Annotated in this window: 14 protein-coding genes and 1 pseudogene; all 15 read left to right on the top strand. The window is 46.3% G+C overall.

Translation table 11 applies throughout. The annotated features are described in order from the left end of the window. Window positions 1–17 precede the first annotated feature (17 nt). Entirely contained in the window at window positions 18–1,010 is a 993-nt protein-coding gene (gene floA, locus HAP68_RS12235) for a flotillin-like protein FloA (RefSeq protein WP_003152961.1), read from the top strand. Between the two features lie 27 nt (window positions 1,011–1,037). Continuing rightward, window positions 1,038–1,472, top strand: coding sequence for a hypothetical protein (locus HAP68_RS12230; RefSeq protein ID WP_024085620.1), 435 nt, complete (start codon window positions 1,038–1,040; stop codon window positions 1,470–1,472). Between the two features lie 56 nt (window positions 1,473–1,528). After that, window positions 1,529–1,810: a sporulation protein YqfC gene (gene yqfC / locus HAP68_RS12225; protein WP_003152966.1), complete on the top strand. Its 282-nt coding sequence runs from the start codon at window positions 1,529–1,531 to the stop codon at window positions 1,808–1,810. 17 nt (window positions 1,811–1,827) lie between these two features. Then, window positions 1,828–3,052: pseudogene (gene yqfD, locus HAP68_RS12220) on the top strand (sporulation protein YqfD). Beyond that, window positions 3,016–3,975, top strand: a complete 960-nt coding sequence (locus tag HAP68_RS12215) for a PhoH family protein (protein WP_003152970.1) — start codon at window positions 3,016–3,018, stop codon at window positions 3,973–3,975. The pseudogene yqfD and the gene HAP68_RS12215 overlap by 37 nt, the downstream one beginning before the upstream one ends. Before the next feature lie 80 nt (window positions 3,976–4,055). Beyond that, window positions 4,056–6,188, top strand: coding sequence for an HD family phosphohydrolase (locus tag HAP68_RS12210; RefSeq protein ID WP_003152972.1), 2,133 nt, complete (start codon window positions 4,056–4,058; stop codon window positions 6,186–6,188). Further along, window positions 6,189–6,662 carry an rRNA maturation RNase YbeY gene (ybeY, locus tag HAP68_RS12205; protein ID WP_003152973.1) on the top strand — a complete coding sequence of 158 codons (474 nt, stop codon included), beginning with the start codon at window positions 6,189–6,191 and terminating at the stop codon, window positions 6,660–6,662. It abuts the gene before it with no gap. Beyond that, entirely contained in the window at window positions 6,643–7,017 is a 375-nt protein-coding gene (locus tag HAP68_RS12200; RefSeq protein WP_003152974.1) for a diacylglycerol kinase family protein, read from the top strand. Before ybeY ends, HAP68_RS12200 begins: the two co-directional genes overlap by 20 nt. Before the next feature lie 123 nt (window positions 7,018–7,140). Then, window positions 7,141–7,551 (top strand): cytidine deaminase, encoded by a 411-nt coding sequence (locus tag HAP68_RS12195; RefSeq protein ID WP_003152976.1) that lies wholly within the window; start codon window positions 7,141–7,143, stop codon window positions 7,549–7,551. Beyond that, window positions 7,532–8,437, top strand: coding sequence for a GTPase Era (gene era / locus HAP68_RS12190; RefSeq protein WP_003152978.1), 906 nt, complete (start codon window positions 7,532–7,534; stop codon window positions 8,435–8,437). Before HAP68_RS12195 ends, era begins: the two co-directional genes overlap by 20 nt. Window positions 8,438–8,592: 155 nt before the next feature. Further along, window positions 8,593–8,736: a YqzL family protein gene (locus HAP68_RS12185; protein WP_007408286.1), complete on the top strand. Its 144-nt coding sequence runs from the start codon at window positions 8,593–8,595 to the stop codon at window positions 8,734–8,736. A gap of 36 nt (window positions 8,737–8,772) precedes the next feature. Further along, window positions 8,773–9,540: a DNA repair protein RecO gene (recO, locus tag HAP68_RS12180; RefSeq protein WP_003152982.1), complete on the top strand. Its 768-nt coding sequence runs from the start codon at window positions 8,773–8,775 to the stop codon at window positions 9,538–9,540. Window positions 9,541–9,841: 301 nt separating this feature from the next. Then, on the top strand, window positions 9,842–10,729 hold the full coding sequence (gene glyQ, locus HAP68_RS12175) for a glycine--tRNA ligase subunit alpha (RefSeq protein ID WP_003152984.1): 888 nt from the start codon (window positions 9,842–9,844) through the stop codon (window positions 10,727–10,729). After that, complete coding sequence (glyS, locus tag HAP68_RS12170; protein WP_024085617.1) at window positions 10,722–12,761, top strand: glycine--tRNA ligase subunit beta; 2,040 nt, start codon at window positions 10,722–10,724, stop codon at window positions 12,759–12,761. Before glyQ ends, glyS begins: the two co-directional genes overlap by 8 nt. A 100-nt stretch (window positions 12,762–12,861) precedes the next feature. After that, window positions 12,862–13,500, top strand: a complete 639-nt coding sequence (gene ccpN, locus HAP68_RS12165; RefSeq protein ID WP_003152989.1) for a transcriptional regulator CcpN — start codon at window positions 12,862–12,864, stop codon at window positions 13,498–13,500. Window positions 13,501–13,506: the final 6 nt, after the last annotated feature.

Genomic DNA, 13,506 nt, shown 5'->3' with positions numbered 1-13,506 from the left:
CCTTGAGGAGGAATTAGATGGAACTGTCAAGTTTGGCGATTTTAGCAATAGTTGCAGCTGCCATAATCGTGTTAGCCATATTCTTCACCTTTGTACCGGTGATGCTATGGATTTCGGCGCTTGCGGCAGGAGTCAGAATCAGCATTTTCACTTTGGTCGGAATGAGGCTGCGGCGCGTCATACCAAGCCGCGTTGTCAATCCGTTAATTAAAGCGCACAAAGCCGGCCTATCCGCAACAACAAATCAGCTCGAAAGCCATTATCTGGCCGGTGGTAATGTTGACAGGGTGGTCAATGCCCTGATTGCGGCACAGCGCGCCAATATTGAGCTGACATTTGAACGCTGCGCAGCCATTGACCTGGCCGGGCGTGACGTATTGGAAGCCGTGCAGATGAGCGTCAATCCGAAGGTCATTGAAACACCGTTTATCGCGGGTGTCGCCATGGACGGAATTGAAGTAAAAGCAAAAGCCAGAATCACCGTAAGAGCCAATATCGAGCGCCTTGTCGGAGGAGCGGGAGAAGAGACGGTTGTCGCCCGTGTCGGAGAAGGGATTGTCTCGACAATCGGTTCCTCGGGTAATCATAAAAAAGTGCTTGAAAACCCTGATATGATTTCGCAGACCGTACTTGGCAAAGGGCTGGATTCAGGCACCGCCTTTGAAATTCTTTCGATTGACATCGCCGACGTTGATATCGGCAAAAACATCGGAGCGATTCTTCAAACGGATCAAGCAGAAGCAGACAAAAACATTGCGCAGGCCAAAGCCGAAGAGCGCCGCGCCATGGCGGTCGCCCAAGAGCAGGAAATGCGCGCTCGCGTAGAAGAAATGCGTGCAAAAGTCGTGGAAGCAGAAGCCGAAGTGCCGCTTGCGATGGCAGAAGCGCTGCGTGAAGGAAACATCGGCGTCATGGACTATATGAACATAAAAAATATCGACGCGGATACGGACATGAGGGATTCTATCGGCAAGCTGACGAATGACCAGCAAGATGAAGACCAACAATAACCTCTCTATTAAGGAGGGAGCCGCTATATGCACGAGATTCTGACAAATCCGCTCGTCATTGCCGCCGTCATCGGCATTATATCGGCAATATTCGGCAAGAAAAACAAAGATGAAAAACGGCCGCCGGGTACACGCCCCGAAAATCAGGCAAAAAAGCAGGATCAAAAACAGCCGCAGAAAGAGCATAAGCCGGAAGCGGAAGAATTGCCTGCCGTTTCAGAAGAGAACCCTTTTGAGCAAAAAAGAAGGGAAGCTGAAAAGCGCCTAGCGGAGACGGAGCAGATGTTTAACGGGCTTGAACATAAGCTGACATCTCAACGCGCACGAAACGCGTCTCTGAAGAAATCAGCCCTCAAAATAAATAAAGAAACTGCGGTTCAAGGCATTATATTCAGTGAGGTTTTGGGTCCGCCCCGTGCAAAAAAACCGCACCGGACCATGCGGAGCATCGGTAAAAAATAAAGTGTTAGAACCCCTTTTCAAATCATACATATGAGATGAAAGGGGGTTCTTTTTTTATGGGGCAAAGAAAGAATCGTGTAAAGGCATGGCTGACAAGAGCATTGGAAATTCCCCCGGACGTTATGATGGATCTGCCTCGGATTACGATGGTCGGCAGACTTCATATCTACATAGAGAATCACAGAGGCCTCCTGCTGTTCAGCGAAGAAGAAGTCAGGCTGATGCTCAAGCAGGGGCAATGTATCATATCAGGAAAAAACTTGGTCATTAAGGCAATCCTTCCTGAAGAAATTCTTTTGGAAGGCACGATAGATCACGTACGATATGTCGATTCATAAAGCCGGGGGGAAATAATGTGAAAAACAAATGGCTGTCATTTTTTTCGGGTAAAGTCCAAATGGAAGTCAAAGGAAAAGGGATTGAACGGCTGCTGAATGAATGCACGAGAAACGGAATCGCCATCTTTGCGGTGAAAAAAAAGCAAGACTGTGTTCTGCTGATGATTCAGCTTCAAGATGTACATGCTTTCAGAAGAGTCATCAGAAAACATGAATGCAAAGCAAGCTTTACAAAAAGAAAGGGTCTTCCCTTTCTGCTTCTCAAATCAAAATTAAACCTGGGCTTCACTGCGGGATTTGTGATGTTTTTCGTTATATTGTTTCTTTTGTCCAACATGATTTGGGACATTGATATTAAAGGGGCCAAGCCCGAAACCGAGCATCAGATGGTAAAGCACCTTGAAGAAATCGGTGTGAAAAAAGGACGTTTGCAATTTTTAATGATGACGCCGGAGAAAATTCAAAAATCATTAACAAACGGCATTGATAATATTACGTGGGTCGGTGTGGAATTGAACGGGACAGCCCTTCATATGAAAGTGGTCGAAAAAAACGAACCGACAAAAGAAAAGTACGTGAGCCCCCGCCATATCGTTGCCAAAAAGAAGGCGGTCATCAAAAGGATGTTCGTGCAAAAGGGGCAGCCGATGGCTTTTGTGAACGATCATGTTGACAAAGGACAGCTTCTCGTCTCAGGACTGATCGGAAATGAAGATCGGAAAGTCGCCTCAAAAGCGGAAATTTACGGGGAAACATGGTACAAGTCAGAAGTAACCGTGCCTCTTGAAACATCATTTACGCTATATACGGGTAAAGTAAGGACGAAGCACAAGCTGTCTTTCGGATCATGGGGCGTGCCTTTTTGGGGCTTTGAATTTAATGAGGAGCCGCTGAAACATCCGAAAACAGAGGAAGAAAAGCACCCGTTTCAATTTCTGGGGATGAAGCTTCCGATTTCTTACGTTCAAGAACAGACAAGAGAAAGTGAAACAACCGTGCGGACTTATACGAAAGGCGAAGCGGTTCAGGCCGGTATCAAAATGGGAAGACAAGATGTAGAAAAGCGATTAAACGGCAGCGGAGAGGTGGAAAGTGAAAAAGTTTTGCACCAATCCGTTGAGAATGGTAAAGTAAAGTTGATTATTCTCTACCAAGTTATAGAAGATATCGTTCAAACCACACCTATTGTTCAGGGAGACTAAAGAATGGCAGAACATTTACTTGCGATTAATCACAAACTGAAAAGCCCGGACGAAGCACTTTCTTTGTTCGGCAGCCAAGATGCCTTTTTACATTTAATGGAGAAGGATCTGGGCATTAGCCTCATCACGCGCGGTGAAACCATTTACGTTTCCGGGAATGATGAAACATTTGAGATCGCTGACAGATTATTGGGCTCGCTCCTTACTTTAATTCGCAAGGGGATCGAGATTTCGGAACGTGATGTGCTGTATGCCGTGAAAATGGCAAAAAAAGATGAACTGGACTATTTTGAAAGCATGTATGAAGAGGAAATAACGAAAACGGCAAAAGGCAAACCGATCCGTGTCAAAACCCTCGGCCAAAGAGAATATGTGGCGGCGATGAAGAAAAACGACATGGTGTTCGGCATCGGGCCGGCGGGAACCGGCAAAACTTATTTGGCGGTCGTAAAAGCGGTGCATGCTTTAAAAAACGGCCACATTAAAAAAATCATTTTAACAAGACCCGCTGTGGAAGCCGGCGAGAGCCTCGGCTTTCTGCCCGGAGATTTAAAGGAAAAAGTAGATCCTTATCTGCGCCCGCTGTATGACGCGCTCCATGATGTGCTCGGAAGCGACCATACGGAGCGTCTTATGGAAAGAGGGGTTATTGAAATCGCCCCGCTTGCCTATATGAGAGGGCGGACGCTTGACGACGCGTATGTGATTCTTGATGAAGCCCAGAATACCACTCCCGCTCAAATGAAAATGTTTTTGACGAGATTGGGTTTTGGCTCTAAAATGATCATTACGGGCGACGTAAGCCAAATTGACCTGCCGAAAGGCGTCACATCGGGACTTGCAGTAGCGAAGGATATGCTGAAGGACATAAACGGCATCTCCGTGATTGAACTTGACCAGACAGATGTGGTCAGGCATCCGCTTGTTGCAAAAATTATTGAAGCTTATGATAAGCAAAAGTAATGCAAAAATGACCCGATCTCCCGTTATCGGGTCATTTTTATATGATGTGTTCCTGATGTTTCAGGGAGGAGGTTCTTGTTTTGAAAAAGAAGGAAAAGGGCAAAAGCGCCCGGGAACGGTTCCGCAGTTTCAGACATGCCCGCTCAGCCCATGTGCTGCTGTACCTGCTGCTTTCAGCGATCATGTTTGGTTTGCTCTTTATTCATGTAAAACCTGAATCACTTAATTTGGATTTGTTTTCAGTCAGTGATAAGACGATTTACGCGCCCGCCACAGTGGAAGATCAGCAGGCGACGGAATCGAAAAAACAGGCGGCCGAAGATGCGGTGGAAGATCAATACACCCTGAAAAAAGGCTATACCGACAACCGGCTTGACCTGATCACTTCCATTTTTGACAGCATCGGCGAAGTGAAAAAAGATGCGGAAAAAGACAAAAAGTCACCTTCGGAAAAATCATTGGTCAAATCGGTGAAAAACAAGCTGACACAGGATGTCAATGAATCCGTCTCGGAAGATGCCATTAAATCGCTTCTCCATGCAAACAATGAAGATTTCTCATTTGTGAGGGATTCCGTCATTACCGCGGTGAATACGGTGATGAGCAGTGAAATTCCTTCTGAAAAGCTTGCCGAAGCGAAGGATAAGGTCGCAAAAGAGCTGAAAAGCGCTTCTGTGCCGTCAAAATATTTAGCGGCTGCGACTGAAATCGGAAAATACGCGGTCATTCCGAATTACGTATTTGATCCGAAAGCGACGGATGAAAAACGCCAGGAAGCGTCAGACAGCGTCCAGCCGGTACAGATCAAACAGGGACAGGTTCTCGTGGAAGAGAATGACCTGATCGACCGGGAAGTATACAGGAAGCTTGAACTGACGGGGCTTTTGAATAATTCCAACCTGTTAAAGCCGATCAGCGGTCTGCTTCTGATGATCGGGCTGTTTATCGCCACGCTTGTCTACTATTTTGAGAAACAGCAGCAGGAGCTTAAGCTGAAAAATAAATCTCTTTTGCTGTTTTCTATCATTACAACGCTTATTCTCGTCATTATGGAAGTCGTCAGTCTCTTTCAGAAGATTGAATACACCAATATCGGCTATCTTGTGCCGATCGCCGCCGGCGCGATTTTAATCAGGCTGCTGCTCAATGAAAGGCTCGCCATTTTAGGAAGCATCATTCTGGCGATCTGCGGCAGTATGATGTTTAATCAGGGTGTGACGGGAACATTTAATTACGTCATCGGCATTTACTATTTAATCAGCAGCATTTCAGGCATTCTGTTTTTGGGGAAACACAATGCGAGATCAAAAATATTGCAGGCGGGACTGTTCGTCTCATTTATTAATATGATTATCGTGCTGTCGCTTTTATTAATACAAAATACGGCGCTGTCACCTGTTGAAATCGGAACGCTGATGCTGATGGGGGTCGTCTCGGGACTTGCTTCATCCGTTTTGATTATCGGTCTGATGCCGTTTTTTGAGACGGGATTCGGCATTCTTTCAACGATGAGGCTGATTGAACTGTCTAATCCGAATCATCCCCTGCTTCGAAAGATTTTAACGGAAACACCCGGTACATATCATCACAGCGTCATGGTGGCAAATCTGTCGGAAGCGGCTTGTGAAGCCGTAGGGGCAAACGGTCTTTTAGCACGGGTCGGAGCGTATTATCACGATCTCGGCAAAACGAAACGTCCGCAATATTTTATTGAAAATCAGATGAATATGGATAATCCGCATGACAAGCTGTCTCCTCAGCTCAGCAAAAATATCATTATCGCACATACGACAGACGGTGCGAATATGCTCAGAAGCTATAAGTTTCCGAAAGAGCTTGTGGATATCGCGGAGCAGCATCACGGAACGTCCCTTTTAAAATTCTTTTATTATAAAGCGAAAGAAAAGGGCGACCAGATTACAGAGAAAGAGTTCCGCTACCCGGGGCCGAAGCCGCAATCGAAAGAAGCGGCTATTATCTCAGTGGCCGACAGCGTTGAAGCCGCCGTCCGTTCCATGCATAATCCCAATCCCGAGCGGATCGAAAAACTGGTGCGGGGAATTATATCCGATAAGCTTCAGGACGGACAATTCTCAGAATGTGATCTCACGTTCCGAGAACTGGATACGATCGCCAAAACGCTATGTGCGACTTTAAAAGGAATTTTCCACTCCCGGATTGAATATCCGGAGGCTACGAAGAAGGTGAAATAAATGGGTTTACTCATAGATATTGTTGATGAAACGAACAGCGTCTCAGCTGATGCGCTCCAAGAAGTGGAGAAGCTGCTCCAATTCGCGGCGGAAAAAGAAGGCGTTCAGGATCAGGCTGAAGTATCGGTCACGATTGTGACAAATGAAGAAATCAGAGAAATCAACAGAGACTACCGGGGAAAAGACACTCCGACTGACGTCATTTCGTTTGCGCTTGAAGAAGAAGGCGAAGACGAGGTGGAAATCGTAGGCGCCGACATGCCGCCTGTTTTAGGAGATATTATCATCAGCGCAGACAGAACGAAAGAGCAGGCGGAAGAGTACGGCCATTCGTTTATGAGAGAGCTCGGTTTTCTGGCCGTGCACGGCTTTTTGCATTTGCTTGGCTATGATCACATGACAAAAGAAGAAGAGGAAGAAATGTTTTCAAAGCAAAAGGATTTGCTGGATGAGTATGGACTCACGAGATCATAAAAACGAGTGGAGCAGGTTCCTGAAGAGCTTTGTCCATGCATGGAGGGGAATCTGGAAAACGGCGCGGTCAGAGCGGAATTTTCAATTTCATATTACCGCGGCCTGCGCCGTTATCGTTTGCGGTTTTCTCACCGGGCTGAGCACAGCCGAATGGGCCGTTGTTTTGGTGCTGATCGGAGGGATGCTTGCTTTGGAGCTTTTAAATACGGCGATAGAGCATGTTGTGGATTTAGTTACTGATCAGTATCACCCGCTCGCAAAAGCGGCAAAGGACGCGGCCGCCGGAGCCGTTTGCGTCTTTGCCGTGATATCGTGTATCATTGGTTTACTCATCTTCCTGCCGAAGATATGTTAGCAGAAGATTCTTACAATTATTTTACATTGCCAAAAATGGGCGTGAAAAACCGATCATAATTATGTAAAATAAAAGTGACAGCGGTATCATACAGGATAAAGGTAAGAGAGGAATTAAGTACACATGAACAGACAAGAATTGATTGCAGAAGCATTAAAAGCACGGGACACAGCGTATGTGCCGTATTCAAATTTCAGAGTGGGAGCCGCTCTTCTTACCAAAGACGGAAAAGTGTACAGAGGCTGCAATATTGAAAATGCGGCATACAGCATGTGCAACTGTGCTGAACGCACGGCGATATTCAAAGCTGTTTCCGAGGGGGATACGGAATTTGCGATGCTCGCCGTGGCTGCGGATACTCCGGGACCGGTTTCGCCGTGCGGAGCCTGCAGACAAGTAATTTCCGAGCTGTGCTCAAAGGATATGCTTGTTATTCTGACCAACTTACAAGGACAAATAAAAGAAATGACTGCGGAAGAATTATTGCCGGGCGCATTTTCATCGGAGGATTTACATGACGAACGAAAGCTTTAAATCAGGATTTGTATCTATCATCGGAAGACCGAACGTAGGAAAGTCTACCTTTTTAAACAGGGTCATCGGTCAAAAGATCGCCATCATGAGCGACAAACCCCAGACGACAAGAAATAAAGTCCAAGGGGTGCTGACAACCGGCACGTCGCAGACTATTTTTATTGATACACCGGGCATTCACAAACCGAAGCACAAGCTTGGCGACTTTATGATGAAAGTGGCGCAGAATACGCTGAAAGAAGTTGACTTGGTGTTATTTATGATCAACGCCGAAGAAGGGTACGGAAAGGGCGACGAGTTTATCATTGAAAAGCTCGGACAGACGTCCACGCCGGTCTTTCTGATCGTAAACAAAATTGATAAGATCCACCCTGACCAGCTGCTTCTTTTAATTGATGAGTACCGTGCGCGCTATCCGTTTAAAGAAATCGTGCCGATCTCAGCTTTGGAAGGGAACAACGTCGAAACCCTTCTCGCGCAGGTTGAAGCGTATTTACCGGAAGGGCCTCAATTCTATCCGAGCGATCAGGTGACTGACCATCCCGAGCGGTTCATTATTTCTGAACTGATCAGGGAAAAGGTGCTCCATCTGACAAGGGAAGAAGTGCCGCACAGCATCGCTGTCGCTATCGAGTCCATTAAAGGGCAGGAAAACGGCTCCGTCCATGTCGCCGCCACCATTGTAGTTGAGCGGGATTCTCAAAAAGGCATCGTCATCGGGAAAAAAGGAGCGCTTCTGAAAGAAGTCGGCAAAAGAGCGCGGGCTGATATTGAAGCGCTGCTGGGTTCACGCGTTTACCTCGAATTATGGGTGAAAGTGCAGAAGGACTGGCGGAATAAAATGTCTCAGCTGCGTGATTTCGGCTTCAAAGAGGATGAATATTAATTCATCTAAAGCGCATGCCTGATGTGTGGGATTACCTCACAGAAACAGGGCTTCGTTAGCAAAATTTGTTTAACATGAAAAGGAGGACATCAGGTCAAGATAAGGGTAAGAATTTGGATTGGCAAGCTAGTTTAATGATGAAAGGTGGGTTTTTTGTGTTGAATTTTACCTGGAACGTATTTTCTCAAACAGGAAGTGTTGATACGTACCTTCTTTTTAAAGAACTGGAAAAAGAGAACCTGGAAAGACCCGAAGAACCGGAAGATGAGCTAGCCCGAATTGATTTTCCAATTTTGTAAACCTCTTGGCCCCTCCCGTTGTTGGAAGGTGCGGAAATGCTGACTAAATGTGAAGGAATCGTGCTCCGTACGAATGACTACGGGGAGACGAATAAAATCGTGACATTGCTGACGAGGGAACACGGCAAAATCGGCGTCATGGCAAGGGGCGCCAGGAAGTCAGCCAGCCGGCTGTCAGCAGTCAGCCAGCCGTTTTTGTACGGGTCATTTTTAATGCAAAGAACATCCGGACTCGGCACGCTCCAGCAGGGTGAAATGATTCTCAGCATGAGAACGATCAGAGAAGATTTATTTTTGACGGCGTATGCCGCTTTTATCGCTGAACTCACTGACAAAGGAACGGAAGAGAAGAAACCGAACCCCTATTTATTCGAATTGATTCTCGAATCCTTTAAGAGGCTGAATGACGGGACTGACCCGGACGTGATCACATTCATCGTGCAGATGAAAATGCTCGGCGTCATGGGGCTGTATCCGGAGCTGAATCATTGTGTCCACTGCAAAAGCGGGGAAGGGACGTTTCATTTTTCGATAAGAGATAACGGTTTTATCTGCCACCGCTGCTTTGAAAAGGATCCGTACAGAGTTCCGATTTCGCCGCAAACGGCAAGGCTGCTAAGGCTTTTTTATTACTTTGATATCGGAAGGCTCGGCAGCGTCTCGTTAAAACAGGAAACCAAAAACGAAATTAAACAGGTCATTGATCTGTATTACGAGGAATATTCAGGACTTTATTTAAAGTCAAAACGGTTTTTAGACCAGATGGAAAGCATGAAGAACCTTTTGGATGAAAACAAAAGTTGACATTCTGCCCATCTTTTTATATGATCATTTATTATAAAATATGTTGCAGTGACAGAAAGAAGTACTTGCGTCCAACTCATACAAGCGACCTTAGGACAGTGTAAGCTAAGGATGAGCGCGCAACGAAAGGCATTCTCGAGCAACCCTTTAAAAAGAGGCTGAGTGATTCACATCCTCAGCAACTAGGGTGGAACCGCGGGAGAACTCTCGTCCCTATGTTTGCGGCCGGCAAGCATAGAGACGGGAGTTTTTTGGTTGCCGCCGCACTTGTAAAAGAATGGAGAAAGTGGAGGTGCTTGAAATGAACATTCAAGATATGATTTTAACCTTGCAGAAGCACTGGTCGAATGAAGGCTGTGTGCTCATGCAGTCGTATGATGTGGAGAAAGGCGCAGGCACAATGAGCCCGTATACATTTTTACGAAGCATCGGGCCGGAGCCGTGGAGAGTGGCTTACGTTGAGCCGTCCAGACGGCCTGCGGACGGACGGTACGGTGAAAACCCGAACAGGCTCTATCAGCATCACCAATTCCAAGTCATTATTAAGCCGTCGCCTGATAACATTCAAGAGCTTTACCTTGATTCATTGCGTGCGCTCGGCATTGACCCGCTTGAACATGATATCCGTTTCGTAGAAGACAACTGGGAAAACCCGTCTTTAGGCTGTGCAGGTCTCGGCTGGGAAGTATGGCTTGACGGGATGGAAATTACTCAGTTTACATATTTCCAGCAGGTGGGCGGAATTGAATGTAAGCCGGTGTCCGTTGAGATCACATATGGTATTGAACGTCTCGCGTCATATATTCAGGATAAAGAAAACGTCTTTGATCTTGAATGGACGTCAGGATTTACTGTGAAAGATTTATTTATGATGGCTGAATATGAGCATTCCGTTTATACTTTCGAAACATCTGACGTGGATATGCTTTTCCATTTGTTCAGCACCTATGAAAAAGAAGCGATCAGACAAATGGATAACGGGCTTGTGCATCCGGCCTATGATTATGTGCTGAAATGCTCTCACACATTTAATCTGCTTGATGCAAAAGGCGCGATCTCTGTGACAGAGCGGACGGGTTATATCGGCCGTGTCCGCAACTTAGCGAGAAAAGTGGCAAAAACGTATTATGAAGAACGGGAAAAATTAGGGTTCCCAATGCTTAAAGAGGAGGGCTCTTCCCATGAGTAAACAAGACTTGCTTTTAGAGATCGGACTCGAGGAAATGCCGGCGCGGTTTTTACATGACAGCATGGTGCAGCTCGGTGAAAAGCTGACCGGCTGGCTTGCTGAAAAAAATATCGCCCACGGCGAAGTGAAACTTTTTAATACGCCGAGACGTCTGGCAGTATATATAAAAGACGTAGCAGAAAAACAGGCTGATATTCAGGAAGAAGCAAAAGGCCCTGCGAAAAAAATCGCTCTGGATGCTGACGGAAACTGGACAAAAGCCGCTATCGGATTTTCAAAAGGCCAAGGCGCCGGAGTGGATGACCTGTATATAAAAGATGTAAACGGCACGGAATATGTCTTCGTTCAAAAATTCCAGGCGGGACAAGAGACGAAGACACTTTTACCGCAGCTGGAAAATTTGATTGCCGGAATGCATTTTCCGAAAAACATGCGCTGGGGCACGCAGGATCTGCGCTATATCCGTCCGATCAAATGGATTGCCGCCCTCTTTGGAAAAGACGTCATTCCGTTTGAAATCACAAATGTCAAGACGGGCCGGAACACGCAGGGACACCGCTTTCTCGGCCAAGAAGTATCTGTTGATGCGCCGTCATCATACGAAAAGCTGCTGAAAGAACAAAGCGTCATTGCTGACCCGAAAGAACGCAAACAAATGATCCAAAGCCAGCTGGATGCGCTTGCGGCCAAGAAGAAATGGAATATTCCGGTCGATGAGGATCTGCTGAACGAAGTCAACCATCTGGTGGAATATCCGACGGCGCTTTACGGATCTTTTGAATCCGAGTTTCTTTCTATCCCTGAAGAAGTGCTTGTGACAACAATGAAAGAGCATCAGCGCTACTTCCCGGTAAAAGATGAAAACGGGAATTTGCTTCCTCATTTTATTACGGTGCGAAACGGGAACAGCCATGCAATTGAAAATGTTGCCCGCGGAAACGAGAAAGTGCTGAGAGCAAGGCTTTCAGATGCTGCGTTCTTCTACAAAGAAGACCAAAAGCTGAACATTGATGAAAACGTGAAGAAATTGGAAAATATCGTTTTCCATGAAGAGCTCGGCTCCCTTGGAGATAAAGTAAGAAGAGCGGTCACCATTGCGGGCAAACTTGCCGTCCGCCTGAAAGCGGATGAACAGACGCAAAAACTTGTGAAGCGCGCCGCAGAGATTTCTAAATTTGACCTGGTTACACATATGATCTATGAGTTCCCTGAGCTTCAAGGCGTGATGGGAGAAAAATATGCGCGCATGCTCGGTGAAGATGATGCCGTCGCTGCCGCTGTCAATGAGCACTATATGCCGAGAGCGGCCGGGGGAGAAGTGCCTTCAACCTTTACCGGCGCGGTCGTGGCGTTAGCTGATAAACTGGACACGATTGCTTCCTTCTTCAGCATTGACGTAATTCCGACAGGTTCTCAGGATCCGTACGGATTGCGCCGTCAGGCAAGCGGCATTGTTTCCATTCTGATCGACCGCAACTGGGGCATTTCTTTTAAAGAACTGCTGTCGTTGACAGAAACGGAAAAAGAGAATGAGCTCCTCGATTTCTTTACACAGCGTCTGAAATACGTCTTAAACGCCGAAGACATCCGTCATGACGTTATTGAAGCCGTTCTGGACAGCACAGAGCTTGAGCCGTATGCAGCCGTTCATAAGGCAAGAGTGCTTGAGAAGCACCTCGGCACACCCGGCTTTAAAGAAACGGCTGAATCACTCGGCCGGGTTATCTCCATCAGTAAAAAAGGCGAGAGCCGCGATATCAAGCCGGATCTGTTTGAAAATGAACAGGAGAAAAAGCTGTTTGACGCTTATGAAAAAACAAAAGACAGTGTCGCGGAAAGCTTTGCCTCCAAAAACTATGAACAGGCGCTTGCCGTGCTCAGCGGATTAAAAGAGCCGATCGAAGATTACTTTAATCACACGATGGTAAATGCGGACGATGAAGCATTAAAAACCAACCGTTTAGCGCAAATGACCGCTCTTGCAGATGTGATCAAGTCTTTTGCTAATATGAATCATCTTATTGTAAAATAAAGAAAAAGACGGTTGCTGTGTGATCGGCAATCGTCTTTTCCCCTTTTACATAAACATCACAGAATGAAAACATAGATAAAGAAACCCTTCCATAAAGGTGGTGAGTACGATCGAATTAAATAAACGGCAAGAACAAATTTTACAGATTGTAAAGGAAAACGGCCCGATTACCGGAGAGCATATCGCAGAACAGCTCAATTTAACGAGGGCCACGCTGCGGCCGGACTTGGCCATACTCACCATGTCAGGCTTCTTAGAGGCCCGTCCGCGGGTCGGTTATTTTTATACGGGGAAAACGGGAAATCAGCTGCTTGCGGATAAATTGAAAAAGCTGCAAGTGAAAGATTTTCAATCGATCCCTGTTGTCATCAATGAAAATGTCTCGGTATACGATGCCATCTGCACCATGTTTTTAGAAGATGTCGGCACGTTATTTGTCGTAGATCGTGATGCTGTCTTAGTCGGTGTGCTGTCACGCAAAGATTTGCTGCGGGCGAGCATCGGCCAGCAGGAACTTGCCTCAATACCGGTTCATATTATCATGACAAGAATGCCGAATATCGCCGTCTGCCGGCGTGATGATTATGTGATGGACATCGCCAAGTATTTAATTGAAAAACAGATCGATGCCCTGCCCGTTATTAAAGATACGGATAAAGGCTTTGAGGTCATCGGCCGGTTTACCAAAACGAATATGACTAAGATACTTGTCAGTTTATCAGAAAATGAAATCATATAAGCTTGA

Source organism: Bacillus sp. Bvel1, assembly GCF_014872755.1.
Classification (GTDB): Bacteria; Bacillota; Bacilli; order Bacillales; family Bacillaceae; genus Bacillus; species Bacillus velezensis.
This window is presented reverse-complemented; position numbering and strand designations above follow the sequence as displayed.